Source organism: Bradyrhizobium sp. 23AC (assembly GCF_054863025.1).
Window position 1 is genome coordinate 222751 of sequence record NZ_JAVAYN010000010.1, and the last position, 26029, is coordinate 248779.

Here is a 26029-nt window from a genome sequence, read left to right on the forward strand (position 1 = left end):
TGCGAAAGCATTCGCGCCGGGAGCAATCCAGACTGTCTCCGCGGAGGGATACTGGATTGCTTCGCTGCGCTCGCAATGACGCGGGGATAGAGTCCTACCCGAACCGGTGATTGTACCGGTCCACCGTCAGCGCACTCACGTCGATGTCCGGCTTCTTGCCCGACAGCATGTCGGCGAGCACGCGACCGGAGCCACAGGACATGGTCCAGCCGAGCGTGCCGTGACCGGTGTTGAGGTGGAGATTGGCGTATTGCGTCGGGCCGATCACGGGCGGGCCGTCCGGCGTCATCGGACGCAGGCCGCTCCAGAACGTCGCCTTGGCGAGATCGCCGCCGCGCGGGAACAGGTCGGTCAAGGAATGATCGAGCGTGGCACGGCGCGCATCGTAGAGCTTGTCCGAATAGCCGGAGATTTCGGCGGTGCCGCCGACGCGGATGCGATCGCCCAATCGCGTGATCGCGACCTTGTAGCTCTCGTCCATCACGGTCGATTCCGGCGCGCCCGCGGCCTCCTTGATCGGCACCGTGATCGAATAGCCCTTCACCGGATAGACCGGCAGCGAGATGCCGAGCGGGGCTGCGAGCCGCGACGACCAGCTGCCGAGCGCGAGGACGTAAGCGTCGGCCTGCAGCGTGCCGGCACTGGTCACGACACCGCTGACGCGCGCGCCGTCGGTGACGATGCGGTCGATGCCGGTGTTGAACATGAAGCGCACGCCGAGCGCCTCGGCATGCTTGGCCAGCGCCTGCGTGAACATGTGGCAGTCGCCGGTCTCGTCCTGCGGCAAGCGAAGCCCGCCGACGAATTTTTCCTTCACGCCTGCGAGCGCCGGCTCGACCGCGATGCAACCCTCGCGGCTCAGCACCTCGAACGGCACGCCGTATTGCTTGAGCACGGCGATGTCCTCAGCCGTGCCGTCGAGCTGCGCCTGGTAACGGAACAGCTGCAGCGTGCCTTGCGAGCGCTCATCATACTGGATGCCGATGTCGCGGCGCAGATCGCGCAAGGAATCGCGGCTGTATTCCGCGATCGGAATCATCCGGCTCTTGTTGACGGCGTAACGCGCGCTGGTGCAGTTGCGCAGCATCTTGAGCAGCCAGACCCACATGACGGGATCGAGCTTCGGCCGGATCACGAGCGGGCCGTGCTTCATCAGAAGCCACTTGACTGCCTTCACCGGCACGCCGGGCCCGGCCCAGGGCGAGGAATAGCCGGGGGACACTTCGCCGGCATTGGCGAAAGAGGTCTCCAGCGCCGGCTCAGGCTGACGGTCGACGACCGTGACCTCGTGGCCGGCACGCGCAAGGTAGTAGGCAGAGGTGACACCGATGACACCGCTGCCGAGGATCAGAACTTTCACGCTTGGTCAAACTCCCGCGGCATCACGCTCGCCGCTGCAAGGAAACAACTCGCAACGGCGAGAGCAATTATCAGGCCACCCGCTTGATGGCATCACCCAGGATCGACACGATATCGTCGATGTGGCTCTTCTCGACGATGAGCGGGGGCGACAGCGCAAAAGAGTCGCCGCTCATGCGGAAGTACAGCCCGCGATTGAAGCAGTCGACCATGACGTCGTAGCCACGCGCACCGACCGCACCGTCACGCGGCGACAGCTCGACCGCACCCATCAGCCCGCAATTGCGGATGTCGATGACGTTGGGCAGGCCTTTCAGCGAATGCAGCGCATCGCGCCAATATTCGGCGATCGAGGCACCACGCGTCAGCAGACCTTCGTCCTTGTAGATGTCGAGCGTCGCGATGCCCGCGGCGCAGGCCGTCGGATGCGCCGAATAGGTGTAGCCGTGGAACAGCTCCATGACGTTTTCCGGGCCGATCATCATGGCGTCGTGCACCTTCCGATGCGCGAACACCGCGCCGCAAGGAATGGTGCCGTTGGTGATGCCCTTGGCGGTGGTCATCATATCAGGCGTGACGCCGAAGAAGTTTGCGGCGAACGGCGTGCCGAGGCGACCGAAGCCGGTGATGACCTCGTCGAAGATCAGGAGGATGCCGTGCTTGTCGCAGATCTCGCGCAGGCGCTGCAGATAGCCCTTCGGCGGCGGCAGCACCGCGGTCGAACCGGGGACCGGCTCGACGATGACGGCGGCGATCGTCTCGGCACCGTGCAGGGCCACCAGACGCTCGAGATCGTCGGCGAGCTCGGCGCCATGCTCCGGCTGGTCCTTGGCGAAGGCGTTGCGGGTGAGATCATGGGTGTGGCGGATGTGGTCGACGCCCGGCAGCAGGGTGGCGAAGGCGCGGCGGTTGGCGACCATGCCGCCGACCGAGGTGCCGCCGAAGCCGACGCCGTGATAGCCGCGCTCACGGCCGATCAGGCGGGTGCGGCTCGCCTGGCCGTTGGCGCGGTGATAGGCGAGCGCGATCTTCAGCGCGGTGTCGACCGATTCGGAGCCGGAATTGGTGAAGAAGATGCGGTCGAGGCCCTTCGGCGCGATCTCGGCGAGGCGCTCGGCGAAGTCGAATGCCAGCGGATGGCCCATCTGGAACGACGGCGCGAAGTCCAGCGTCATCAGCTGGCGCTCGACCGCGGCGGCGATCTGCTTGCGGCCGTGGCCGGCATTGACGCACCACAGGCCGGCGGAGCCGTCGATCACCTTGCGGCCGTCGACGGTGGTGTAATGCATGCCCTCGGCCGAGGAGAACAGGCGCGGCGCCTTCTTGAACTGCCGATTGGCTGTGAACGGCATCCAGAACGAGTCGGTCTTGATAGTGTTCGGAATCTGATGAAGGGTCACGGCCGCGCTCCTTTGCTGACCCTCTAGCAGAGCCACGGCTTCAAAAGCGCAACAAGTCCTTTTCTGGTGATCTGCAAGCCATTGATTTAGCTGGGGCTGCCGGTCCATATTTGCGCGATCCGCAACACCTGCAACACAGGACTTGGCTATGAGCGTCGACATCGGTGGACGGCTGCGATTCATCCGGGCGCGCCACAAGCTGTCGCAGCGCGAGCTGGCCAAGCGCGCCGGGGTCACCAATTCGACGATTTCGCTGATCGAATCCAACCAGATGAACCCCTCGGTCGGCGCGCTCAAGCGCATCCTCGACGGCATCCCGATGGGGCTCGCCGAATTCTTCGCGCTGGAGCCGGAGTCACGGCGCAAGATCTTCTACCGCGCCGAGGAGCTGACCGAAGTCGGCAAGAAGCCGATCTCCTATCGGCAGATCGGCGACAATCTGTTCGGCCGCAGCCTGCAGATCCTGAAGGAACGCTACGAGCCCGGCAGCGACACCGGACGCGTTCACCTCGTCCATGACGGCGAGGAAGGCGGCATAGTGATCTCGGGCAAGCTCGAAGTCACTGTCGAGGACGAGCGCCGCATCCTCAATCCGGGCGATGCCTATTATTTCGAGAGCCGCCGCCCGCATCGCTTCCGCTGCGTCGGCGGTAAGCCATGCGAGGTGATCTCGGCCTGCACGCCGCCGACGTTCTGAATCGGGAACAGTGCATCCGGAAGGTTACGGGCGGCCACCGGTATCTTACGGTGGCTGAGCCATCTCAATTTCTGTGCGCCGGACCGCTATATATTACGAACCGTAGCCGAGCAGCCTGGCTTAGAGGTGCTGAGGTTATGGCCCCGGACTCCAGGGTATTCCGGGGCCGGTTCGTAACATGGGCTCGCGCATGAAGATCACTCTTGCCAATGCGGAAGCCGCGCTCGACGAAGTCCTGCGCGACACCGACAAGCTCCGTTCGCGCGAGCTGCGCAAAGCCATCGCGAAATACATCGAAGTGCAGAAAGAGCAGATCAAGGCTCTCCGCAGGATGATGAACTGATCGGCCGCCGCGGAGCGAAGAGGCCTCGCCCCGGCCGCCGCCTCAACGCTGCGTCAGCAACTCGTCAATCCGGATCGGGAATTTGCGGACGCGCACGCCGGTCGCATGCCAGACAGCGTTCGCGACCGCGCCGGCGCTGCCGGTGATGCCGATCTCGCCGACGCCCTTGATGCCGAGCGCGTTGACGTGCGGGTCGTGCTCCTCGACCGTGATCACGTCGAGCGGCGGCACGTCGGCATTCACAGGGACATGGTACTCGCCGAGATTGGCATTCATGATCCGGCCGCTGCGCCGGTCGGTGACGGCCTCCTCGTGCAGCGCAAACGACATGCCCCAGATCATGCCGCCGAACAGCTGGCTTTGCACCATACGCGGGTTGACGATCCGCCCGGCCGCGAAGGCGCCGACCATGCGGGTGACGCGGACCTGACCGAGTTCGGGATCGACCTTCACCTCAGCGAATACCGCGCCATGGGCATGCATGGCATATTCCTCCATCGCCGCAGGGTTCGGCGCGCCGGTGCCGCGCGCCTCAACTTCGGGGACGCCGGCCCGCGCGAGGATCTCGGCATAGCTCTCGCCGCGGCTCTCGTCGTCGCGCCGGATCAACCCGCCATCGCGCGCGATCACGCCGGCATTGCCGGCGCCGAACAGCGGCGAGCGCTCGTCATTGGTGGCGAGATCGGCGAGCTTTGCGATCACGGCCGCGCCGGCGCTGTGGATCGCAGCACCCGCAGTCGCGGTGTGTGCGGAGCCGCCGGCGATGCCGGCATCGGGCAGGTCCGATGTCCCCGCCTTGAACGTGACGCGGTCGACATCAAGGCCGACGGCGTCGGCGGCGATCTGCGCCAGCGCCGTCCAGGCACCCTGCCCCATGTCGTGTGCGCCGATCTCCATCACGCCCGAGCCGTCGCGGCGGATCGCCGCGCGCGCTTCGGCCTGGAACATCAGCGCCGGGAAGGTCGCCGTGCCCATGCCCCAGCCGACCAGCAGGCCGGCATCGTCGCGCATCTGCCGCGGCTGCAGCGGACGCTTCGCCCAGCCGAAGCGCGCCGCGCCCTGATCGTAGCAGGCCCGCAGCGCTTTCGAGGAGAACGGTTTTCCCGTGATCGGCTCGACCTCGGCGTAGTTCTTCAGGCGGAAGGCGAGCGGATCGATGCCGCAGGCCCAGGCCATCTCGTCGATCGCGCTCTCCAGCGCAATCGAGCCGGTCGCCTCGCCCGGTGCGCGCATGAACAGCGGCGTACCGGTGTTGACGCGCACGGCGTCATGCGAGGTGCGGATGGCAGGTGCCGCATAGAGCGTATGCGAGGCATCGGCCGCGGGCTCGTAAAAATCGTCGAACGTGCTCGACACGGTCCTCGCATGGTGATCGAGCGCGGTGAGGCGCCCCTCATCGTCGGCGCCGATGCGCAAGCGCTGACGCGTCGGCGCGCGATGGCCGACCGGGCCGTACATTTGCTCACGGCGCAGCACCAGCTTGACCGGCTTGCCGACCAGCTTGGCAGCCATGATGCCGAGGACCGGCGGACCGCCCATGAGCCCCTTCGATCCGAAGCCGCCCCCGAGGAACGGGCTGCGGATGTGGATCTTGTCGTGCGCGATGCCGAACAGCTCGGCGATGCGCGCGAGCGACAGCTTCAGGCCCTGGGTCGGCATGTCCACGGACAGCTTGTCGCCATCCCAGTGAGCCACGACCGCATGCGGCTCCATGGCGTTGTGATATTGCGGCGGCGTCTCGTAGGTCGCGTCGATCTGGGTCTCGGCCGAGGCAAGGCCCGCCTCGACATCGCCGCGGTGATTTTCGGTGGGGTTGCCGACGCCGACGACGGGCGGCACAAAACTCTCGCCGGCATCGAGGCCGATGAGCGCGGGCAGCGTCTCATAGCGCGGCGCCAGCAGCGCGGCACCTTCCGTCGCGGCTTCAAGCGTCTCGGCGATCACGACGGCGATCGGCTGGTTGGCGTAGCGGACCTCGTTGCTCTGCAAAGCCTCCATCCGAAACACGAACGGATTGGTTTTGATCTCGGGGTCGATGGCGAGCGGCGGCTTGTGGTCGGGTGTCATGACATCGACGACGCCGGGATGGCGTTTTGCGGCGGCGACATCGAGCGAGGTTACGCGGCCATGCGCGATGCTGGAAGCCGCGATCACCGCAAACAGCATGCCGGGCGGATGATTGTCGGCGGCATAGGTCGCCTGCCCCGTGACCTTGAGGACGCCGTCACGGCGGGTCAGCGGCTGGCCGATGTTCGAGCCGTGGCGCAGATGGGCAGGCGCGCTGGTGAGATTGAGCTCAGGCATGGATGGCTCCTGATGTCGAGGCAAAGGGAGAGGCCGGCAGTGCGGGCAGGCGCGCGGGCGTACCGGCGGCAGCGAGGGTCAGCGCGCGCACGACGATGCGGCGCGCGAGCTCGATCTTGAAGGCGTTGTCACCGGAGGGCTTTGCGTCGGTGAGCGCGCGCCAGGCGGCTTCCTGGAAGGCATCGGCCGTGGGTGCGACGCCCTTGAGAACGTCCTCCGCCGCGCGGGCACGCCAGGGCTTTGCGGCGACACCGCCAAGTGCGAGCCGCGCTTCGGCGATCCTGCCGTTCTCGATCCGCAACGCAGCGGCGGCCGAGACCACCGCGAAGGCGTAGGAGGTGCGCTCGCGAACCTTGAGGTAGCGCGCATGCGGTGCAAAATCACGTGCGGCCGGCGGCAGGCGCACCGCAACGATGAGATCGCCGGGCTCGAGCACGGACTCGCGCTCGGGCGTATCGCCGGGCAGGCGATGCAGTTCGTCGAGCGCGATCTCGCGCCGGCCGTTCCTGCCCTCGATCTCCACGATGGCATCGAGCGCGACCAGCGGCACGCAGAAATCGGAGGGATGCGTCGCAATGCAGCTCTCGCTCCAGCCGAGCACGGCGTGGGTACGATTCTCGCCGCCGCGGGCGTCGCAACCGCTGCCGGCTTCGCGCTTGTTGCAGCGGCTGGCGGTGTCGTAGAAATACGCGCAGCGCGTCCGTTGCAAGAGATTGCCGCCGACGGTCGCGGCATTGCGCAACTGCGCGGATGCCCCGGAGAGGAGCGCTTCAGCGACGGCGGGATAGGATCTTGCGAAGTCCGCATCATGCGCGAGATCGGCGTTGCTGAGGAGCGCACCGATGCGCAAAGACCCATCGGCGAGGCGCTCGATGCCGTCGAGCTCATCCAGATGCGTGACGTCGACCAGGCGATCCGGACGGCTGACGCCGCCCTTCATCAGATCGAGCAGGTTGGTGCCGGCGGCGAGATAGACCGCGCCCGGCTGGGCCGCGGCGGCAACCGCTTCAGTGACGGTGGCGGGCCTGACATAATCGAACTGTTTCATGCCGAGCGCCTCTGGTTGGTTTCGTCTACACCGGCTTGCGCCTCGAGCACGGCATCGACGATGCCGGCATAGGCACCGCAGCGGCACAGATTGCCGCTCATGCATTCGCGGATGCGTTCGGGATCGTTGCCGGCCTGGCCTTCACGCATCATGCCGATCGCGCTCATCACCTGACCCGGCGTGCAGAAGCCGCATTGAAATCCGTCATGGGCAATGAAGGCGGCCTGCACCGGGTGCAGCTGGTCGCCGCGCGCAACGCCCTCGATGGTGAGGATGTCGGCGCCGTCGTGACTGATCGCGAGCGCGAGGCACGAGTTGATACGCTTGCCGTCGACCAGAATGGTGCAGGCGCCGCACTGGCCGCGGTCGCATCCCTTCTTGGTTCCGGTGAGATGCAGGCGCTCACGCAAGAGATCGAGCAGCGTGACGCGCGGATCGTCCAGGACGAAGTCGCGCCGCGCACCGTTCACGGTGAGGCTGATGGAGTGGTTCATACAAGGCTCCGATCAGATTTGGACATGAGTGATCGCGCAGCGCGCCACCGCCGTGGCCGCCGTCGATCTACGTTGACGCGGGCAGAAGCCGGCCAACATCTAGGCGAAGATACGGAGGCTCCCTCCGCTTAACAAGGGCCAGTGGAAAAATATTGGAATTGGTCAAAAGCCCGTGCGCCACCAACGCGATGCAGGCCGGCAAGGGTTCAACAAGGGTTCAATCTAACCAATTCGTGATCTACATTGCCTGATATGGACGACCACAGCGACCAGACCCGGAAACCCCGCGCCGATGCCGTGCGCAATCGCGAGCGCGTGCTCGAAGCGGCCAAGGCCGTGTTCAACGCGGGCGGCCCGGAGGCCAGCCTGGAGGCCGTGGCCAAGCGCGCCGGCGTCGGCATCGGCACGCTCTATCGGCATTTTCCGACGCGTGAGGATCTGTTCGAGGCGGTGTACCGGCGCGAGGTCGAGCAGCTCAGCGAGCTTGCCGAACATCTGCGAACCGCCAAGGATCCGGTCGAGGCGCTGCGGCGCTGGCTGCAGTCCGCCGTCGAATTCGTTGCCACCAAGAAAGGCATGTTAGCCGCGCTGGCGCTGGCATATCAGAGCTCGTCGGAACTTGCCGTTTTCTCCATGGACCGGCTGACCAAGGCGATCGGCTCGCTGCTCGAGCGCGCGGTCGCAGCCGGCCAGATGCGCGCCGATATCAGCCCGGAGGACCTGCTGCGGGCGTTTTTCGGGATGTGCTACATGCACGATCAGCGGGGATGGCAATCCTCGGTGCTCCGCCTGCTCGACGTGTTCGTCGACGGATTGCGGGTACAATCCGCTGCCAAGACCAAGGCGCGCGCGGCCAAGCCAACGAAGCTGGCGGTGAAACGGAAGCGATAGCGCGCCCGTATTTCCCCGAGGTCATGCTAGGATCAGCATTGCCGGGATTTCAACGCGGAGCCTGTCATGCGCATTGCCGCCTTGCTCGTCGCTATCAGTATTGTCTTCACCCCTATCTCAGCACGCGCCGACGATGTCGCGACGGCGCAGGGCGTCATCCGCGCCCAGGAGCAGGCCTTCGTCCGCGACGATGCAAGCGCCGCCTATTCCCATGCCGCACCGGCGATCAAGGAGATCTTTCCCGCGCCCGACATATTCCTGTCCATGGTGCAGAACGGTTACGCGCCGGTCTACCGGCACAAGAGTTTTGAATTTGGCGAGAGCAAGAGCGAAGGCGGTTGGATTGCGCAGCGCGTTCACATCATCGACGCCAATGGCGAAGCCTGGGAAGCGCTCTACACGCTCGAGCAGCAGGCGGACGGCAGCTACAAGATCACCGGCTGCTCGCTGCTGAAGGCGGGACAGGCGGTTTAGGTTGCGAAGCCCGGTCCGGTCCTGACCGACTTCATCCGCGAGCGGATCAGCAGGGTCAGGACGATGCCGATATTGAGCGCGTTCCACGCCACACCGTTCGCGAATGCCGCGGCGTAGGAACCGGTCGCATCGAAGATGATGCCCGACACCCAGCCGCCGAAGGACATGCCGAACACCGAGGCGAAGATCACGATGCCGACGCGCGTTGCGGCTTCGCTCGCCGGCATCGCCTCACGCACGATGATGGCGTAACTCGGCACGATGCCGCCCTGGAACAGGCCAAACATCGCGGAGATGAGATAGAGCGAGGCGAGACTGTCGAAGAACAGATAGAACACCAGCGCAAAGCCCTGCGCCAGCGATCCCACCAGCAGCGTGCGGATGCCGCCGATCTTGTCGGCGAGGAAGCCCGAGCCGATCCGGCTGACGATGCCGCAGGCCATCATCAGCGACAGCATCTCGGCGCCGCGCGCCACGCCGTAGCCGAGATCGCCGCAATAGGCGACGATATGCACTTGCGGCATCGCCATGGCGACGCAGCAGGAGATGCTGGCGATCGAGAGCAGCACCGTCAGCGTGTTGGTCGACAGCTTGAGATCGACGCGCGGCGGCGGCGCATTGGCGTGGTCCTGGACCTTGTCGTCGCCCATCTGTGCACGTAGCACCAGAACCAGGATCGTCATCAAGCTGACGCAGACGAGCCCGATGCCGATATGAGTGTAGCGCCAGCCGATGGTCTGCATGCCCCAGTTCACAATCGGGGGCCACATCGTTCCGGCGAAATAATTGCCGCTCGCGACGATGGTCACGGCGAGGCCGCGATAACGCTCGAACCAGTGCGAAGCCTCCGCCATCAGCGGCGCGAACGTCGCGGACGTTCCGAGCCCAATCAGAAAATAGGCCGCCACGAACTGCCAGAGTTGGGTCGACAGCCCCGCGAGCACATTGGCAACGCCGAGGAAGGCGATGCTGATCGCCATTGCCGGCACGATGCCGAACCGGTCGGTGATCTTGCCCGCGATCACGCCGCCGAGCCCGAAGCCGAACATCATGAGGGTGAAGGCCAGCGACACTGCGCCCCGGGTGGCGGAGAATTCGGCCTGCACCGCGGGAAGCATCACCACGATCGCCCACATGCCGACGCCGCCGATCGAGCCGATCACCAGCGCAAGCACAAGCCGTATCCAGGCCTGACGGGAATCAGGGCTGAATGTTCCAGGCGTTTGTCCGGAGTGATTTGGCGCGTGCACGGGGCGGAACATGGCCCGCGGATCGTCACAGGGTCAAGCATCGTGGCGCGATATTGGGCATGCGCGGTGCACTGCGGTAAGAAGCAGCTTGGCGAACGCGCGATTTGCCATTAGTTTGCAATCCGCGTGAGCAAATCGCCGCGCGAAAAGCATGTCGGCGGAATGTTGTTGCGATTGACACGATCGATGCGGATCAAGGTGGGGCGCTTCATTGCCCTCGCCTATCTGTTCTGCGTGCTCGCGCCGGCGGCAAGCCTCGCCTGGGGCAGCGGCCCGGCGCCGTGTCTCGATGAGTCCCTGCTGGCCGATCTCGTGCCGGTGCATCACCAGATGCCGGGCGGTCACATGCACGACGGCACCTCGCACGATCACGCGGGGGCACACGCGCATCACCAGGCCGCCGCGCAGGACGCGCCCGCTTCTTCGCATCATCATGGCGGCAAGGGCACAGCGGGACCGTGCTGCGCGATGATGTGCATCAGCGCGCTGCCGGCCGATCTGCCTGGCTTCGCCAAGCCGCTTCAGCCCGTCTCCGCCTGTGCGCCCGAGATCGTGGCCAGCCTGCACAGCGCGGCGCCGCCCCTGCACTACCGTCCTCCCATCGCTTGATCTGACACGACGATTTCGGGCCGTGCGCGCTTTTGCGCGCGCGGACCTGTGGTCTCCAGATCTGGGATGAATCATGCTTACGCTTTCCGGGGCGAAGTTCGCCGCCGCATCCGCGGTGCGTGGACGACACTTTCGATTCTATTGGCCGCTGCTGGCCGCACTTGCGCTGGCACTGTCCGGCTGCATGCCGGCAACCACGCAAGTCGCCGGCGCCGATCCCGCTGATCCCTCGGCGAAGGTCGCGCCTGTCGGCTATCACTCGACCATTGCGCCCTACACCAGCCTGCGGCCTGCAGCGCCGGCGCCATGGCGCGACCGCAACGACGCCGTCGCGCCGCGACCGAAGCAAGACCGGTAGGAGCGCGCCATGGCGCATCAATTCGCGCGAAGCCTGCTCATTCTCGCCGCGCTCGGCCTTTGCGCACCCGGACTTGCCGGCTGCGCCGCGTTCTCGCCCGACAGCGGCATGAGCGCGGTCTCCGATCTGACGAGCCAGACCATCAACAAAGATGTCGCCTTCGTTCGCACGCCCGAGGCAGCGGGCGCGATTGACGCGCGCGTTCGCCAGTTATTATCGCGGGCGGTGAGCGTGGAGGCCGCCGTTCAGATCGCACTGCTCAACAACAAGGGATTGCAAGCCGCCTATAACGAGCTGGCGCTGGCCGAGACCGATCTGGTCGAGCAGAGCCTGCCGCCCAATCCCGTGTTCTCGATCTCGCGGATCTCGGGCAACGGCGCCAGCGAGATCGAGCGCCAGGTGGTCGGCGACATCCTTGCGCTCGCCACCCTGCCATTCCGCTCCGACATTGCCCGCGACCGGTTCCGCCAGGCGCAGTTGCGCGCGGCGCTGGCGACGTTGCGGCTCGCCGCCGACGTCCGCGGCACCTACGTGCGCGCTGTCGCCGGCAACGAGATGGTGGCGCTGCTGACGGATGCGAAGGCAACGGCGGAATCGACCGCACAGCTTGCCGTCAAGCTGGGCGAGACCGGCTCGCTCAACAAGCTCGACCAGGCCCGCGAACAGGTGTTTTACGCCGAGACCACCGCCGACCTCGCCACCGCGCGCCAGGCTGCGACGAGTGCGCGCGAGAGGCTCGCACGGCTGATGGGATTGTGGGACGGCGGCCTCGACTTCCGTTTGCCCAATCAATTGCCGCCGCTGCCGCGCCGGCCGCAGGCACTGCCCTCGATCGAGGCCGATGCGGTGGCCCATCGCATCGATCTGCAGATCGCCCGGCTGGAGCTGACGGCGCTGGCGAAGTCGCTGAACCTCAGCGAGGCGACGCGCTTCGTGACGCTGCTCGATCTCGCCGGCATCTCCCGCCGCACCAGGGATCCCGAAGGCGCGCCATTCCGCGAACGCGGCTTCGATGTCCAGTTCCAGATCCCGATCTTCGACGGCGGCGAAGTGCGGATGCGACAGGCGGCAGAGATCTACAATCTCGCCTTCAACCGCCTGACCGAGCGCGCCGTGAACGTGCGCTCGGAAGCGCGCGATGCTTATCGAGTCTATCGCTCCAACTACGACATCGCCAGCCACTACCAGCGCGAGATCATCCCCTTGCGCAAGATCATCACCGAGGAGATGCAGCTCCGCTTCTCCAGCATGCAGGTCGATATCTTTGCGCTGCTCACCGAAGCACGACAGCGTCTGGCCTCGCTGCGCGGCGCGATCGATGCCCGGCAACGGTTCTTCCTAGCCCAGTCCGACCTGCAGACCGCCGTCAATGGCGGCAGCGCGCCTGCTGCGGGCGGCGACAATTCAACCACCATCGCCGCGGCAGCGCCTGCCGACGGCGGCCACTGAGATGGAGGCCAGCATGTTTTCCCGCAGAGGATTTTTGGGCACCGCCGCGCTCGTCGGTGCATCCGCGGTGCAAGGCCGCGTGCAGGCGGCATCTATCCCGGAAGCTGCGCACATGGACAAGGTGGTGATGCAGCCGCCGCTGCATCCCGTCAGCGGACCCGACTATCGCCCCGTCGTCACGTTGAACGGCTGGTCGCTGCCGTTCCGCATGAATGGCGGCTGGAAGGAATTCCATCTCGTCGCCGAGCCCGTAGTGCGCGAATTCGCCGAGGGCATGAAGGTGAATCTGTGGGGCTATAACGGCCAGTCGCCGGGCCCGACCATCGAGGCGGTCGAGGGCGACAAGCTCCGCATCTTCGTCACCAACCGCCTGCCCGAATACACCACCGTGCACTGGCACGGCATGATCATTCCGAGCGGCATGGACGGCGTCGGCGGGCTGACCCAGCCGCACATCCAGCCCGGCAAGACCTTCGTCTACGAGTTCGAGATGAGGAAGAGCGGGACCTTCATGTACCACCCGCATTCCGACGAGATGGTGCAGATGGCGATGGGCATGATGGGCATGGTCGTCGTGCATCCGCGCGATCCGAACTTCCGACCCGTCGACCGCGACTTCGTGTTCGTGATGAGCACCTATCGCGTCGATCCCGGCACCTATCTGCCGCTGGTCAACGAGATGACCGACTTCAACATGTGGACCTGGAATGCGCGGGTGTTTCCCGGCATCGATCCGCTGCCGGTCAGGCTCGGCGACAAGGTGCGCGTACGCATCGGCAATCTCAGCATGACCAACCATCCGATCCATTTGCATGGCCACGCCTTCGCGGTGACCTGCACCGACGGCGGCTGGGTTCCGGAGAGCGCGCAATATCCGGAGACGACGACGGACGTGCCGGTTGGCGCGGTTCGCGTGTTCGACGTGCTCGCCGACAATCCCGGCGACTGGGCGTTCCACTGCCACAAATCGCATCACACCATGAATGCGATGGGGCACGATGTGCGCAACCTGATCGGCGTGTCGCGCAAGGACCTCGCCAAGGCCGTCGGCAAGCTCGCACCTGACAGCATGGCGATGGGCTCGACCGGCATGGCGATGGGCAACATGGAGATGCCCGCGCCCGACAACACGCTGCCTATGATGACCGGTACCGGCCAGTTCGGCCCGATCGAGATGGGCGGCATGTTCACGGTGATGAAGATCCGCGAGGACCTCGCGCGTGACGATTATCGCGATCCGGGCCCGTACAAGTTTCCGCAAGGCACCGTCGCCTACGAGGTCGAGGCGCCCGATGCGGCACCAGTGCGGCAGCCGGGCAAGCCGACGCACAAGATGAAAATGTGAGCGTTTCGATGAACCACCAACTGGAGATGACGATGAAGACGATCAAGCTCGGCCTCGCGCTGGCAGCGCTTTTGACCGCGCCGGTCCTTGCTCACGACAAGCACGTTCACGCGACCTTTTCGGCCGGCGAGCCCGGCGATCCCAACAAGCCCGCGCGCACGATCGAGATCCTGCTGAACGAGATGGACTACGCACCTTCCAAAATCGAGGTCAAGCGCGGCGAACAGGTCCGCTTCCTGCTGCGCAATGTCGGCAAGGAGGACCATGAATTCCTGCTCGCCACCACCAAAGAGAATCTCGCGCATGCCGTGGAGATGAAGAAGCATCCGCACATGGAGCACGACGATCCCAACGGCGTCAGGCTCGCACCGAACAAGACCGCCGAGATCCTCTGGAAGTTCAGCAAGGCCGGCACGTTCGAATTTTCGTGCCTCATTCCCGACCATCGCGACTACGGCATGGTCGGCCACGTCACCGTGAAGTAGCGATAAGGAGACTCCCATGAACCGCATCATTCGTATCACTGCTGCGCTGGCGCTGACTGTCGGCCTTACCACTGCCGCCCTCGCGGCGGGGACCGCCTCGATCAGCGGCGAAGTCAAGAAAATCGACGAGGGCGCCGGCAAGATCACGCTCAAGCACGGGCCGGCCAAGAGCCTCGGCATGGAGGACCCCATGACCATGGTCTACCGCGTCAAGGACCCCGCTTTGCTCAAGCAGGTGAAGGTCGGCGACAAGGTCACCTTCGAGGCCGAGGAGGCGGCGACGGGGTATACGGTGACCAAGATCGACAAGGCGAAGTAGCGCCCCATCAACCGTCATTCCGGGGCGCGCCACCTGGCGCGAACCCGGAATCCCGAGGTTCCGGGTTCGGCTCTACGAGCCGCCCCGGAACGACGGCGCGCCCTACCCGCGCCCCCCGAAATACCCCTCCCCGCACTCTTCCCGCCCCCGCGTTAACCCTTTGCTAACCATACACCGGGCAAAAATTGCCGGGTGAAGTCGAGTGTCGTCAGCCGCGTAGAACGGGAGCTCCCGTGGACGCCAGTGCGGTGCCTCACTTTCGGAACGGCGGCCCTTCGGCCGCCGCGCAGACGTTTGGGGCGCGCGGACGGCAGTCGCGCGGGGAGGCAGCTACCATGGTCGACGTCACCGCGGGACAGGGCGTAGGCACCGCAAGGCCCTCGATCCCCTCCCTCAACGAGATCGTCAACGTCCTCAAGCGCGGCGACATCGCGCTGGCGCTCGGCATCCTCACCATCTTGGTGGTGCTGATCCTGCCGCTGCCCGCGATCGTGCTGGACCTGTTCCTGGCGATCTCGATCACGCTCTCGATCCTGATCCTGATGACCTCGCTGTTCATCCAGACACCGCTGGAATTCTCGGCCTTCCCGACCATCCTGCTGATCTCGACCATGCTGCGCCTGTCGCTCAACATGGCTTCGACCCGGCTGATCCTGTCGCACGGGCACGAGGGCACGGCTGCCGCCGGTCACGTCATCGAAGCCTTCGGCAACTTCGTGATGGGCGGCAATTTCGTCATCGGCATCATCGTCTTCGCCATCCTGATCATCGTCAATTTCGTCGTCATCACCAAGGGTTCGGGCCGTATCGCCGAGGTCGCCGCCCGCTTCCACCTCGACGCCATGCCCGGCAAGCAGATGGCGATCGACGCCGACCTCGGCGCCGGCCTGATCGACGAAAAGGTCGCCAAGCACCGCCGCAAGGAGCTGGAGGACGAGAGCGGCTTCTTCGGCGCCATGGACGGTGCCTCCAAATTCGTCCGCGGCGACGCCATCGCCGGCCTCTTGATCGTCTTCATCAACGTCGTCGGCGGCATGATTATCGGCGTGGCGCAGCAGGGCATGTCCTTTGCGGACGCGGGGCGCAGCTACACGCTGCTGACCGTCGGTGACGGCCTCGTCACCCAGGTGCCGGCGCTGATCGTCTCGACCGCCGCCGGCCTGCTCGTCTCCAAGGCCGGCGTCTCCGGCGCCGCCGACAAGGCGCTGATGAAGCAGTTCTCCGGTTATCCGCAGGCGCTCGCGATGTCCTCGGCGGTCATGCTGGTGCTGGCCGCCCTGCCGGGCATTCCGACCATCCCCTTCCTGGCGCTCGGCGCCGGCGCCGGCGCGCTGGCCTGGCACGCCCGCAACCACAAGAAGACGTCCGTTCAGGCCGAGGAAGCCGCGATGGCCGCACCGGCCGCCGGTGTCCCGGGAGCGCCCGGCGCTGCCGCGGCGGAAGAGCCGATCTCGGCGGCGCTCAAGATCGACGACCTCAAGATCGAGCTCGGCTATGCGCTGCTGCCGCTGGTCAACGGCCCCGACGGCACCGACCGCCTCACCGAGCAGATCAAGGCGCTGCGCCGTTCGCTCGCGATCGAGATGGGTTTTGTGATGCCTGCGGTGCGCATCCTCGACAACGTCCAGCTCGAGGCCAACACCTACATCATCAAGATCAAGGAGGTCGACGCCGGCACCGGCAAGATCTGGCCGAACCAGTTCATGGTCATGGACCCCGGCGGCAGCCAGGTACAGGTGCCCGGCATCCACACCACCGAGCCGACCTTCGGCCTGCCCGCGACCTGGGTCGACGCCAGCCTCAAGGAAGAGGCCTCGCTCAAGGGCTACACCGTCGTCGACGCCGCGACCGTGCTCTCGACCCACCTCACCGAGCTGCTCAAGGCCAACATGTCGGACCTCTTGTCCTATGGCGAGGTGCAGAAGCTGCTCAAGGAGCTGCCGAAGGAGCAGAGCGAGCTGGTCAAGGACATCGTGCCGGGACAGGTCACGGTCTCCGGCATCCAGCGCGTGCTGCAACTCCTGCTCGCCGAGCGCATCTCGATCCGCGACCTCTCCACCATCCTCGAAGGCATCGCCGATTCGCTCGCCTTCTCGCGCAATCCCGCCACCATGGTCGAGCATGTCCGGGCCCGCCTGGCGCGGCAGATCTGCGCGCAGAACACCTCCTATGCCGGCTATCTGCCGCTGATCGCGCTGTCGGCGCGGTGGGAGCAGGCCTTCGCCGAATCCATCATCGGCCAGGGCGAGGAGCGGAGCCTTGCGATGCAGCCCTCGAAATTGTCGGAGTTCATGACCGGCGTGCGCGAGGCATTCGAGCGCGCCGCCCGCGAAGGCGAGGCGCCGGTGCTGGTCACCTCTGCGGCAATTCGTCCCTTCGTCCGGTCCCTGGTGGAGCGGTTCCGGGCCCAGACGACGGTGCTGTCGCAGGCCGAGATCCACCCCAGGGCGAGGTTGAAAACGGTCGGAAGCATCTGATTTGCCTTAAGAAGCCGTGTGTTTTTCAGCCACAGGCAAATGGTTTTTGAATTCCTGGCGCCTTGTGGACCAATCCTCGGCAAGGCGCCTGACAAGTACATTACAGCTTTGAAATTATTGCAAAAATGCACGATCAAGGGTCGCTTTTGATCGCGATCTTTCACGTCCTGTCACGCTCTTGTGATGGCCTCTTGGGAACGAATCCCCCCAATACTACGTTGTTGGGCACCGGAAGCATGAACCTGCCTGAAACGGCCGGCGACTACTTCGGGTAGATGGCGGCAGGAGGCTTCCATGAACCACTCGATCTACAGCGCAGATCGCGCGACCCATTTGAAAGTCGTGGTCGTCGCCCTCGTCGCAGGGATCGCGGTGGCGGGCCTCGGCATCACGGCACGCACGGGTTCGGACGAAGGTCTGACCCAGACCGCCCGCGTCATCAAGGCCGACAAGCCGGTTGTTATCACCAGCGCGAATGCGTCCCTCGTTCGCTAAGGAGATCTGACGAGTTTTTTGAATTCACGCGGCTCTTTACCAGCCCCCCAAAGTCGCCACGTGGATATGTAGACGACCCCAACCCCAAGTCGACTACAGAAAGCGCCCGCCCCCCACGGGCGCTTTCTCATGTCTGGGGTGCGTCGGTCATTGCGAGCGACTGGCCCGTCAGAGCCTTTGATGAAGGCGGACACACTCTAGAATCCCTCAGCGCGGACAAGTTCGGCGCGTCAGCGCGAAATGGCTCCGCACTTTTGTCGCGAGCTTTTCGCAATGACGGATCCTGTAGGACGGTTGAACCAAGCTGGATGGCTATCGCTACTTCTCCGCGCTCCCAAAACTGCAGCCGTTCACGGTTCCATCGCCGTTGAAGCGACAATTCAAAGATGCAGTCGATCGAGGACGATTAAACTTGTATTCCACGGCTAAATTGCCGAGTGGATGAGTTTTCTTTGCCAGAGGGGTCGGATGGGACGAACTGTCTTCGGCATACGGGTCGGTCGTCTTCGCTGGTTTCCCGAAGATCTGAATGAACAAATCCGCCGTCACATTTGTGTCTATAGTGCCGCCAGTACGCTTTTTTGCGCCAGGCACCACATTCCAGTGCGCGTCAATCGTTCCGCGGATCAGGAACAGGGATATCGGCAGGCGTGACCGTATGTATCCCGACGTACGAGCGGGCGTCACCTCGTTCCAAGAGATGCGATCCGCAGCAAAGAATCTCTCGAGGTTGTCTTCGCTATAGAAATCGTCTCGGAAGAACAGTTCATTATCGAATGCAATCTTAAAATTTCGGAGAACCTCGTTGGCCGTTGTCGGAGGACTCACATTCACCATCGTTCTCCCCGACGGATCATTTATCTCAGCGCATCGCGCCGCTGGCGTCTGAGCTAAGGTAATGGCCATCAACGACATCAATACCGTACGCACCGTCGAATGAGCGCGGCTTGAGCCCTTGCGATACGCATCACTCATCTAGCGCGACTCCATTGACCCATCGGCCTTTTTCATCGGCTTCATTCGTCAAGAACGCGAACCTCCATCGTTGTTTTTCCCGTTACCAGGCTGACGGTCAGTTCATCCGCGGCATCCTTCTGGTCTACTAACACTTGAATCTCTCCACTTAGAAATGAGGTCATCATGCGAGCGATCATCAAGGAACGCCCCTGAACGCTGAATTCAATTCGCCGACCGACGTATCGCGCGGAAAATTCCGCAAAGTCCGCTTTCGAATTTTCATTGAGGCGGATTTTTAGCGCTTGATGATTATCGATCGTCCTGGTGAAACTTGCTCCCTTGACTCTAAGAGAGAGCTGCTGTGCTTCAGCTGATGCATTCCCCGTAACTGGCACCACCAGGGCAATGAGGAACGTCCAGGAGAGGCGAACAATCACAAGACTCCTCACTGGTCACACCGCTCCGGCACCGACTGCTCCCGCATCTCCATCTCCCCCAAACGGCACAAGACCCACAATTTTTCTGCTCGCCCACTCTTCCGCTCCGTCGGCGTCAATCGTTCATCCCCCGCATCGGTCCACTTTGCGATGATCTCGTCCGCGAGCTCGTCGCGTCACGATACCGCCTCCTCTCCGTCTTGGCGAGCGCAGCGACTTGCCCGCCGAAGCCGTTGGCCAAGGCGGAAGCAATTCTAAATCCCACCACGGAGGCAGTCTGGATTGCTTCGTCGCAAGGGCTCCTCGCAATGTGTGAAGTAGCAGCGCCCCCACTCGTGTCCCGGACGCGCTGCAGCGTCCTTACGCTGCTGCGCAGAGCCGGGACCCAGGAAGCCACAGCACGTGCTGCCACATGGACCCCGGCTCTGCAGCGCACCGCCGAAGAGGCGCTGCGCTGCGTCCGGGGCACGAGAGCGGAGTTTGGCGCACAGCTGCATCAACATCGTCATTGCGAGCGGCTTGTCCGCCGAAGCCCGAAGTCAAGCCATCCAGAAATCTTTCCGCACTGACAGTGTCCGTCCCGTCATCCTGAGGTGCGAGGCGTGCGATGCGAACGCATCGTATGCCGAGCCTCGAAGGATGAATGGCCAAGCTGGTGCAGCCGGGCCGTCGCCCTTCGAGGCTTGCTCTGCGTCGCTGTCGCGCCGCAGCGCGCGCACCTCAGGGTGACGGTGAGAGCTCGCGGCAGCATTCCGTATTCGCTCTCGACGTGGAGACACACCTTCACATCCTCGCGGCGCATTTCGCCCGAGCTTTGCTTGATCGCTTCGCCCTCAATTGAAAAGGGCGCAAGGAAGGCTGGGAGCCGGTTGGCTCCCATGGCCGCCTGTGCGCAAGATCTGCGTGTGTCAAAAGCACAGGCGGAAAGACCACAGGGCAACCGGGACATCCCGGCCTTCCCTGCGCAGTGGGCTTACGGCTTATGTCGTGTTCTCCCCGGGGAGCGTTGCACTATTGCCCCCGTCGCCTTGCGGATGGCTGATGCGCTCGCCCGGTTGGGCTTCCACACCACCGCAAGACTTGGCGCACAGACCCCGGGCGCCAGGACGACACGATTTTTCCGTACGCCGATCACACCGGTCGTGTGCGCGACGCCCTCGCTCACGGTTGCCCGCCCTGCGAAAGCTCTTCGCGCCGATGCAATCGACGTCCACCGCCGCCCGGCCCGCGTTCGTGACGATCGCGATACGCCCCTCTTCCTTGGGCCGGGTTGCCGCGACACATACGCCATTTCCGAATTTCGGTGAAGTAGAATATTTTCGACTGAGGTGATTGACCGGCATCTTGCGTGTTTTGCCCGTCGGCGATGCCATAGTTTGTGGTTAGCGCTGGGCCAAAAGCCGAACTCGAGGTCGAGCATCTCTATTGTGGCGGCGGCGAAGGCGGCATCTTTGGAAACTGCGGAAGCCCTTCATGCATGCGATGCCAGGGAGCCGCCGATGAGACGAATAGATGCAGTCCAGGGATAAGGTCAGAATTGTCATCCAATGCGCCCAGCTTGACCGTCGTGAACGGCGCACCAGGGGGTACGCTCCAAAGCGGCGTTCCACACTCCGGACAGAAGGCGCGCTTCGCGTCCTCGCCACTCTCGGGCTTGCTGACGTAGACCTTGGGTCCTCCCCGAACAATCGCTCGGCCCATCTCGCACATCCCGAGCATCGGCCGCAAAACTCAGCAGCCGCGCAGGCCTGGCCTAGTCCTGAAGGGGAGTGAGGGTAAACTGGAAGACGGCGCCCCGCGGTTTATTCAGGGTGACCCACAATCGTCCGCCATGAGCCGCAATGATCGACCGACAGATGGCAAGCCCCATGCCTAGGCCGTTGGACTTGGTCGTGTAAAACGCGTCGAAAACACGTTCCGCATTCGTCGGCTCGAGCCCCGGGCCCGAATCCCGTACAGCGACGAGCACGCCGCCTGCAACATCCCTTTCGGTACTGATCTGCAACTCCCGCTTGCCATCCTCAAGGCTGCTCATGGCTTCCACGGCATTGAGGATCAGATTAAGGAGCACTTGCTGCAGCTGAATGCGCTCACCTTCGATTTGCGGCAGGTCCTCAGCGAGTTGTATCTGTACCGAGATTCCATGCCTCACCGCCTCGCTCCGGACCATGGCGATGACGTCCAGAACGGCTGCGTTGACGTCGAGCCGACTTTTGGGCAACGGCGCTTTCCTGACCATAGCGCGGATCCGGTGGACGATGTCGCCAGCTCGTTGGCAATCTGTGACAATGTGGTGGAGGGACTCGCGGCCCTTGTCCAGGTTTGGTGGGTCCGCGGCGAGCCAGTTCAAGGCGGCGTCGGCGTTAGTAAGCGCAGCCGAGATCGGCTGATTGATCTCATGGGCAATCGAGGCCGTCAGCTGCCCCATTGTGGCTACGCGACTGACATGAGCGAGCTCGACCTGTGTCTTCTGGCGTTCGATAATGCCTTTCTTGAAAACATTGACCGCGGCCGCCATTGCGCCGATTTCGTCACGCCGATCAATTCCAGGCACGTCGATGCTCGTGTCTCCCTTGGCAAGTGCCGCCATCGCCCCGGTCATGCCTGTGATCGGCCGCGCGATCGCGCGTGTGAGTAGTATGCCCATCAACACTGCGATCATGAGCGAGGCTGCGGCGCCCATCACGGTTGCCGTATATGCAGTAGCGTATGCCAACTTCTGTACGGCGTCACGCCTTGCCAACAGATCGCGCTCAACCTGCTCGATTTCGCTCGCCTTGGCGCGGATTGCGTCCATGGCAGCTTTGCCGGTCGCCCCCTCCAACGTCCGCGCCTGCTCCCGAGTCGTGGGATGCGCCATTAGCGCGATCTCCCGCTCAGCGGTCTCGACGCGCCAAGTCATCGCCAGCTTATTCAATTCATCTAGACGACCTTGCTGGCCTGGGTTATCCGAAGTCTGTTCTCTTAATTTTCGGATTGCCGCGCTGAAGTCGGCGCTGCCTCTGCGGTACGGGTCCAAGAACTTCTCGTCGCCGCTGATCAAATAGCCGCGTAAACTAGTTTGTTGATCCAGCGCTGCGGCCACTGCCGCCTCTAACGTGTCCAACACGTCAGTGGTATGGACCCGCCGGTTTTTCGCCCCTTCGATCACGCTAAGTCTGTCGTAAACTATTGCGCCGCTCACGAATATGACTGCTACCACGGCGGCAAATGCCGCCATCAATTTGTGCAAAATCAGTAAACTCGAAAACTGGGGCACCTGACCCTCAAGGCCGAAGTCCGCGACCGACCAGACAGCTAGCTCAAGATTGCTCCCAAGCGATGGCGTTCGCAAGAATTGGTATGGGACCGGGACGGGGCAAAGCGGCGCAGCCTCCGGAGTGGAGCGCAGTCAGTGTGTCTCGTCGGGCAACGGGAAACTTTTGCGTGCCGTCGGACACAACAGGGCCGTCATATCGACGCGACCTTCATGACACCCAATGTTCCGCGAAAGATCATCTCAAGTGCCACGATCCCGCCAGCGAGCGGGAGGCCGACGATCTGCAGGATCTGCGTCGCTATCCCGGCTAACAGAATGCGCAGGTTCGCCGCGGCGACTATAAATCGCGCGCGACCATCAGTAACATTGTGTTTGACGGGCCAACTTCTGCCTTAAGCTGGCGCGGCAAAACATTCCAGCGCATGCTCCGGCAAATGCTGTTGGTCCACACCTGGGCGGCGTTAATGCTGCGCCGAAGAGCCAGAAAGTCCTTGACGCGACAGAACACCATGGATTTGGATCAGTCGGAAGACCTTGATTGATGGACAGCCGACCCGTGGGATTTTTGCCGAGAATTATGCTCGCAACCGCTCTCGTGAACCTTGCTCCAGCCGTCGCCCAGACGCCGAAGAAAGCCGTCGCTTCTCCTGCCTTGCAGAAGGAATTCGATGGCTTCATCGAGAAGTTTCGTGCGGCGCTGAGAACAAACGATTCCGCCGCCGTCGCCGGTATGACACGATTGCCGTTCATGAACGACAGCGCAATTCGCGACGCCGCGCAATTTCGCGCCAAGACCTATCCGACCTCGTTCACGGAGAAAAATCGCGCGTGTGTCCAGCGCGGCAAGGCCGTCTACGATCGCGATCAAGAGAACAATGACAATTACTTCGTCTTCTGCAGTCAGCTCATCTTCGTCTTTACCAAGACGCCGGCCGGGTTCCTTTTTACGGAGGTCGGCGCGAATGACTGATCAGGCAACAATGCTATCCACTGCCGCCGGAGTGCGCGTTCAGGAAGTATGCGCCAGCGCTGTGCGAAGAGACGACACCATGGCTCTACCTAGGTGGGACTCGAAATCTTAAAGACTGGATGGTTGCCTTTATAGCGGTCGCAAGTCCGCCCGAGAGCCGACACTCCCACTCCGCCCGTCACTTGGGTGAAGCGGAGATCGCTTTCGTTGCATTCATCGTTTCGTTTGCTGATAGACGCACCGCCAGCTCAACGACGCGCACCATAGCTCGGCGGCGGTGCCTGCACCGTCGGCGCAGCGGCGGCGAACAGCTCTTCCTTGCTGCCGGTCAGCGGCGGATAGATGCGCTTGCGGTTAATGATGTTCTTGGTCGCCTTCGCAGCCTGACCGGTCGCCCTCACCTCGCGATCCCAGCCTTCGGTATAGAGCGCGCCCCAGCCGCCGAGATCGAGCACGGTCACGTACCAGTCGATCCGCAGCGGCAGCATCGGCAGGCCGGCGAGATCGGCGACCACGTTGTGGCCGGCGAAGCGGCCCATGGGACGCGCGAACTGGCAGGACATCACGGTCGGATGCAGCCCGTCGACCACGCTGGATGCGACGTCGCCGGCCGCGAACACGCCAGGCACATCCGCAACCCGCATGAAGGGATCGACCAGCAGGCGCCCGAGCCGGTCGCGCGCATCCGGAAAGCACGCAGCCAGGGGGCTCGCACGCATCCCGGCACACCAGATCACGGTCTGCGCCGGAATGAACTCGCCGGAGCTCAAGCGAATGCCGGCGGCCTCGACCGAGACGACGCGCACGCCGAGGCGCATCTCGACGTCGAGCGCGGCCAACGCCGTCTCGATGACGGGACGCGCCGGCGTGCCGATGGTGGCGCCGACCGCGGCATTGGGATCGACCAGGATGATGCGGCGGCTGCCGGTGATGCCCGCACGCGCCAGCCTGTCGGGCATCTCGGCCGCAACCTCGATGCCGGTAAAGCCCGCGCCGACCACCACCACCGTCGAACGCCCCGGCGACGGCGCGCTGCGGCCGAGCGAGACGAGATGGTCCTCCAGGTGGAGCGCCGCAACATAGGTGTCGACATCGAAGGCGTGCTCGGCGAGGCCTGGTATGTCGGGACGCATCACCTCGCTGCCGAGCGCCAGCACCAGGCGGTCATAGGCAAGCGCCTGCTCGCCGCTGCTCGTGACCAGCGAAATTTCGTGCCGGACCGGATCGATGGCTTCGACCTCACCGATCTCGTGACTGACACCGACGGGATCGAGCAGCTGCGGCAACGGTATCGCGACCTCGCTGAGATCGACCTCGTAATTGCGCACACGGATGTTGTGATAGGGATTGCGATCGATCAGGCAGATCTCGATGTCGCTGCCAGCGCCGATCTCGTCGCGCTTGCGCGCGGCACCGATGGCCGCCCACAGGCCTGCAAATCCGGCGCCGAGCACGACGATACGCGCCATGTCCGTTGACTGCACTTTCCCAATGGAACGACAAGGGAACGACAAGCGATCGAGCGGTCTACCCGCACAGGTAGATATAGCTCATCGCCGCGAATGGGCCAACTGTGATCCGCAGAACGAAACCGGGGGCGCGCCTCACGCCTCGCGCAATTCCGACGGTGTCGCGCCAAAGCGCTTGCGGAAGGCGCGGTTGAAATAGGACAAATCGGAAAAGCCCGAGGAATGTGCGATGTCGCTGATCTTGCGCGCCCTCGCGCGGGGATCGCCGAGCAGCTTGCGCGCCTGGAGCAGACGCTGCTCCAGCACGAATTCGGTGAAGGTCGTGCCGGCCTGCTCGAACAGGCGTTGCGCCTGGCGCGGACTCAAGCCCGAGCGCGTCGCGATCTCGGACAGGCAGAGATCGTTGCGGCCGAGCGCGGCCATCACATCGGCGCGCATGAGGTCGAGGCGCGCCGCCGCATGGCCACGGCCACGCGCAAGACTTGCATGCTCGGCATCGGTGCCGAGCAGGAGGCCGACCAGATCGACCATATGCTGCGCGGTCAGGCGCTGGCCCACCGCGTCGAGATGCGGCGCGTGATTGGCGGCGAGCGCATGGTAGCGGAAGATGGTCTCGGCGACCGCACCGTCGCTGAGCACTTGCGACAGCTTGTCCTCGGCACGCGGATTGATGTCGAGCAACGCGCGGCGCGGCATGCGGATAGTGGTGAAGCGGTTTTCATCGGTGTGGCCGACGGTGCCGGTGATGCTCATGTCGACGAGCACCATCTGCGCGGGCGCAAGCTCCACGGTATGGCCGTTCTGCCCGACACGGACGAGGCCGGCATGTGCGGCGATCAGCACGAGGTCGTCGCTGCCGTCGGCAAGGTGGCTCTGGGTGCGGGAATATTGCGCGGAGGCGCCTTCCGGAATGGCGAGCGCGATGTTGTCGACCACGCTGATCTGGAGCCGGCAATCGACGCTGTCGCCATGGCTCGGCCCGATATCGAGGCCGCAGGCCCCGAAGGCCCGCTCGCGCCAATGCTCGAACGCAGGGCCGTGCGGCAGTCCCGTGTATTGGTGAACGAAGATGCCGGGCGTTTTCGCTGCATCCATCTGATTTCTAGCCCCTCTTCGGCTCCGCGATCGGCGGCGCCGACT

At 64.1% G+C, this 26029-nt stretch carries 25 protein-coding genes; 13 read left to right on the forward strand and 12 right to left on the reverse strand.

The genetic code is table 11. From position 1 onward, the window contains the following. Positions 1-94 precede the first annotated feature (94 nt). Both RAD10_RS23890 and aptA read right to left on the reverse strand, forming a co-directional pair. On the reverse strand, positions 95-1360 hold the full coding sequence (locus tag RAD10_RS23890) for a D-amino acid dehydrogenase (protein ID WP_461619475.1): 1266 nt from the start codon (positions 1358-1360) through the stop codon (positions 95-97). Between the two features lie 70 nt (positions 1361-1430). Beyond that, positions 1431-2759: an omega-aminotransferase AptA gene (aptA, locus tag RAD10_RS23895; protein ID WP_049801758.1), complete on the reverse strand. Its 1329-nt coding sequence runs from the start codon at positions 2757-2759 to the stop codon at positions 1431-1433. Positions 2760-2907: 148 nt separating this feature from the next. Between aptA and RAD10_RS23900 the strand changes: the two genes are divergently transcribed. Together RAD10_RS23900 and RAD10_RS23905 are read left to right on the forward strand one after the other, a co-directional pair. Next, positions 2908-3456 carry a cupin domain-containing protein gene (locus RAD10_RS23900; protein ID WP_008561958.1) on the forward strand — a complete coding sequence of 183 codons (549 nt, stop codon included), beginning with the start codon at positions 2908-2910 and terminating at the stop codon, positions 3454-3456. Between the two features lie 190 nt (positions 3457-3646). Then, entirely contained in the window at positions 3647-3799 is a 153-nt protein-coding gene (locus tag RAD10_RS23905) for a hypothetical protein (RefSeq protein WP_461619476.1), read from the forward strand. A 42-nt stretch (positions 3800-3841) separates the two neighbouring features. Here the strand turns inward: RAD10_RS23905 and RAD10_RS23910 are convergent, their stop codons facing one another. From RAD10_RS23910 to RAD10_RS23920, 3 genes are read right to left on the reverse strand one after another with little or no spacing between them, the layout of a single operon-like run. Next, positions 3842-6103 (reverse strand): xanthine dehydrogenase family protein molybdopterin-binding subunit, encoded by a 2262-nt coding sequence (locus RAD10_RS23910; RefSeq protein WP_461619477.1) that lies wholly within the window; start codon positions 6101-6103, stop codon positions 3842-3844. Further along, positions 6096-7151, reverse strand: a complete 1056-nt coding sequence (locus tag RAD10_RS23915; RefSeq protein WP_461619478.1) for an FAD binding domain-containing protein — start codon at positions 7149-7151, stop codon at positions 6096-6098. Before RAD10_RS23915 ends, RAD10_RS23910 begins: the two co-directional genes overlap by 8 nt. Then, the gene (locus RAD10_RS23920) at positions 7148-7645 is read right to left on the reverse strand and encodes a (2Fe-2S)-binding protein (RefSeq protein WP_461619479.1); all 498 of its coding nucleotides are present in this window, start codon (positions 7643-7645) and stop codon (positions 7148-7150) included. The genes RAD10_RS23915 and RAD10_RS23920 overlap by 4 nt, the downstream gene beginning before the upstream one ends. 252 nt (positions 7646-7897) lie before the next feature. On the opposite strand from RAD10_RS23920, the gene RAD10_RS23925 reads away from it, so the two are divergent. Beyond that, on the forward strand, positions 7898-8536 hold the full coding sequence (locus tag RAD10_RS23925) for a TetR/AcrR family transcriptional regulator (RefSeq protein WP_461619480.1): 639 nt from the start codon (positions 7898-7900) through the stop codon (positions 8534-8536). 66 nt (positions 8537-8602) lie between these two features. Next, on the forward strand, positions 8603-9010 hold the full coding sequence (locus RAD10_RS23930; protein ID WP_461619481.1) for a DUF4864 domain-containing protein: 408 nt from the start codon (positions 8603-8605) through the stop codon (positions 9008-9010). Here the strand turns inward: RAD10_RS23930 and RAD10_RS23935 are convergent. Continuing rightward, complete coding sequence (locus RAD10_RS23935; protein WP_461619482.1) at positions 9007-10272, reverse strand: MFS transporter; 1266 nt, start codon at positions 10270-10272, stop codon at positions 9007-9009. The genes RAD10_RS23930 and RAD10_RS23935 overlap by 4 nt on opposite strands. 150 nt (positions 10273-10422) lie before the next feature. Between RAD10_RS23935 and RAD10_RS23940 the strand changes: the two genes are divergently transcribed. The 8 genes from RAD10_RS23940 to RAD10_RS23975 all read left to right on the forward strand — a co-directional run bounded on the left by RAD10_RS23940 (position 10423) and on the right by RAD10_RS23975 (position 17797). Beyond that, positions 10423-10869 carry a hypothetical protein gene (locus RAD10_RS23940; protein ID WP_461619483.1) on the forward strand — a complete coding sequence of 149 codons (447 nt, stop codon included), beginning with the start codon at positions 10423-10425 and terminating at the stop codon, positions 10867-10869. A 73-nt stretch (positions 10870-10942) separates the two neighbouring features. Beyond that, positions 10943-11227 carry a hypothetical protein gene (locus RAD10_RS23945; RefSeq protein WP_461619484.1) on the forward strand — a complete coding sequence of 95 codons (285 nt, stop codon included), beginning with the start codon at positions 10943-10945 and terminating at the stop codon, positions 11225-11227. Between the two features lie 9 nt (positions 11228-11236). Then, complete coding sequence (locus tag RAD10_RS23950; protein WP_461619485.1) at positions 11237-12676, forward strand: TolC family protein; 1440 nt, start codon at positions 11237-11239, stop codon at positions 12674-12676. A 13-nt stretch (positions 12677-12689) separates the two neighbouring features. Beyond that, complete coding sequence (locus RAD10_RS23955; RefSeq protein ID WP_461619486.1) at positions 12690-14021, forward strand: copper oxidase; 1332 nt, start codon at positions 12690-12692, stop codon at positions 14019-14021. An 8-nt stretch (positions 14022-14029) separates the two neighbouring features. Continuing rightward, a complete protein-coding gene (locus tag RAD10_RS23960) occupies positions 14030-14506 on the forward strand; it encodes a cupredoxin domain-containing protein (RefSeq protein WP_461619487.1) in 477 nt (158 codons plus the stop codon). 16 nt (positions 14507-14522) lie between these two features. Then, positions 14523-14825 (forward strand): copper-binding protein, encoded by a 303-nt coding sequence (locus RAD10_RS23965; protein ID WP_461619488.1) that lies wholly within the window; start codon positions 14523-14525, stop codon positions 14823-14825. Between the two features lie 335 nt (positions 14826-15160). Next, positions 15161-17302: a flagellar biosynthesis protein FlhA gene (gene flhA, locus RAD10_RS23970; protein WP_461619489.1), complete on the forward strand. Its 2142-nt coding sequence runs from the start codon at positions 15161-15163 to the stop codon at positions 17300-17302. A 294-nt stretch (positions 17303-17596) separates the two neighbouring features. Further along, positions 17597-17797 (forward strand): hypothetical protein, encoded by a 201-nt coding sequence (locus RAD10_RS23975; protein WP_028142198.1) that lies wholly within the window; start codon positions 17597-17599, stop codon positions 17795-17797. A gap of 318 nt (positions 17798-18115) precedes the next feature. Here the strand turns inward: RAD10_RS23975 and RAD10_RS23980 are convergent, their stop codons facing one another. From RAD10_RS23980 to RAD10_RS23995, 4 genes are all read right to left on the reverse strand, one after another. Then, positions 18116-18772: a hypothetical protein gene (locus tag RAD10_RS23980; RefSeq protein ID WP_461619490.1), complete on the reverse strand. Its 657-nt coding sequence runs from the start codon at positions 18770-18772 to the stop codon at positions 18116-18118. Positions 18773-18813: 41 nt separating this feature from the next. Further along, a complete protein-coding gene (locus RAD10_RS23985; RefSeq protein WP_461619491.1) occupies positions 18814-19191 on the reverse strand; it encodes a hypothetical protein in 378 nt (125 codons plus the stop codon). Positions 19192-20613: 1422 nt separating this feature from the next. Then, a complete protein-coding gene (locus tag RAD10_RS23990) occupies positions 20614-20910 on the reverse strand; it encodes a GFA family protein (protein ID WP_461619492.1) in 297 nt (98 codons plus the stop codon). Between the two features lie 34 nt (positions 20911-20944). Continuing rightward, the gene (locus tag RAD10_RS23995; RefSeq protein WP_461619493.1) at positions 20945-22450 is read right to left on the reverse strand and encodes a CHASE3 domain-containing protein; all 1506 of its coding nucleotides are present in this window, start codon (positions 22448-22450) and stop codon (positions 20945-20947) included. A 541-nt stretch (positions 22451-22991) separates the two neighbouring features. Between RAD10_RS23995 and RAD10_RS24000 the strand changes: the two genes are divergently transcribed. After that, positions 22992-23420 (forward strand): hypothetical protein, encoded by a 429-nt coding sequence (locus RAD10_RS24000; RefSeq protein WP_461619494.1) that lies wholly within the window; start codon positions 22992-22994, stop codon positions 23418-23420. Positions 23421-23668: 248 nt separating this feature from the next. Here RAD10_RS24000 and RAD10_RS24005 read toward each other — a convergent pair whose 3' ends face one another. Both RAD10_RS24005 and RAD10_RS24010 read right to left on the reverse strand, forming a co-directional pair. Then, positions 23669-24889, reverse strand: coding sequence for an NAD(P)/FAD-dependent oxidoreductase (locus RAD10_RS24005; RefSeq protein ID WP_461619495.1), 1221 nt, complete (start codon positions 24887-24889; stop codon positions 23669-23671). A 135-nt stretch (positions 24890-25024) separates the two neighbouring features. Next, entirely contained in the window at positions 25025-25984 is a 960-nt protein-coding gene (locus tag RAD10_RS24010) for a helix-turn-helix transcriptional regulator (protein ID WP_461619496.1), read from the reverse strand. Between the last annotated feature and the right edge of the window lie 45 nt (positions 25985-26029).

Bases quoted from the DNA above. Each gene is read 5' to 3' on its own strand.
- RAD10_RS23900 (WP_008561958.1), top strand. From the start codon at position 2,908: ATGAGCGTCGACATCGGTGGACGGCTGCGATTCATCCGGGCGCGCCAC.
- RAD10_RS23905 (WP_461619476.1), top strand. From the start codon at position 3,647: ATGAAGATCACTCTTGCCAATGCGGAAGCCGCGCTCGACGAAGTCCTG.
- RAD10_RS23910 (WP_461619477.1), bottom strand. From the start codon at position 6,103: ATGCCTGAGCTCAATCTCACCAGCGCGCCTGCCCATCTGCGCCACGGC.
- RAD10_RS23915 (WP_461619478.1), bottom strand. From the start codon at position 7,151: ATGAAACAGTTCGATTATGTCAGGCCCGCCACCGTCACTGAAGCGGTT.
- RAD10_RS23920 (WP_461619479.1), bottom strand. From the start codon at position 7,645: ATGAACCACTCCATCAGCCTCACCGTGAACGGTGCGCGGCGCGACTTC.
- RAD10_RS23925 (WP_461619480.1), top strand. From the start codon at position 7,898: ATGGACGACCACAGCGACCAGACCCGGAAACCCCGCGCCGATGCCGTG.
- RAD10_RS23930 (WP_461619481.1), top strand. From the start codon at position 8,603: ATGCGCATTGCCGCCTTGCTCGTCGCTATCAGTATTGTCTTCACCCCT.
- RAD10_RS23935 (WP_461619482.1), bottom strand. From the start codon at position 10,272: ATGTTCCGCCCCGTGCACGCGCCAAATCACTCCGGACAAACGCCTGGA.
- RAD10_RS23940 (WP_461619483.1), top strand. From the start codon at position 10,423: ATGTTGTTGCGATTGACACGATCGATGCGGATCAAGGTGGGGCGCTTC.
- RAD10_RS23945 (WP_461619484.1), top strand. From the start codon at position 10,943: ATGCTTACGCTTTCCGGGGCGAAGTTCGCCGCCGCATCCGCGGTGCGT.
- RAD10_RS23950 (WP_461619485.1), top strand. From the start codon at position 11,237: ATGGCGCATCAATTCGCGCGAAGCCTGCTCATTCTCGCCGCGCTCGGC.
- RAD10_RS23955 (WP_461619486.1), top strand. From the start codon at position 12,690: ATGTTTTCCCGCAGAGGATTTTTGGGCACCGCCGCGCTCGTCGGTGCA.
- RAD10_RS23960 (WP_461619487.1), top strand. From the start codon at position 14,030: ATGAACCACCAACTGGAGATGACGATGAAGACGATCAAGCTCGGCCTC.
- RAD10_RS23965 (WP_461619488.1), top strand. From the start codon at position 14,523: ATGAACCGCATCATTCGTATCACTGCTGCGCTGGCGCTGACTGTCGGC.
- flhA (WP_461619489.1), top strand. From the start codon at position 15,161: ATGGTCGACGTCACCGCGGGACAGGGCGTAGGCACCGCAAGGCCCTCG.
- RAD10_RS23975 (WP_028142198.1), top strand. From the start codon at position 17,597: ATGAACCACTCGATCTACAGCGCAGATCGCGCGACCCATTTGAAAGTC.
- RAD10_RS23980 (WP_461619490.1), bottom strand. From the start codon at position 18,772: ATGAGTGATGCGTATCGCAAGGGCTCAAGCCGCGCTCATTCGACGGTG.
- RAD10_RS23990 (WP_461619492.1), bottom strand. From the start codon at position 20,910: ATGCTCGGGATGTGCGAGATGGGCCGAGCGATTGTTCGGGGAGGACCC.
- RAD10_RS24000 (WP_461619494.1), top strand. From the start codon at position 22,992: ATGGACAGCCGACCCGTGGGATTTTTGCCGAGAATTATGCTCGCAACC.
- RAD10_RS24005 (WP_461619495.1), bottom strand. From the start codon at position 24,889: ATGGCGCGTATCGTCGTGCTCGGCGCCGGATTTGCAGGCCTGTGGGCG.
- RAD10_RS24010 (WP_461619496.1), bottom strand. From the start codon at position 25,984: ATGGATGCAGCGAAAACGCCCGGCATCTTCGTTCACCAATACACGGGA.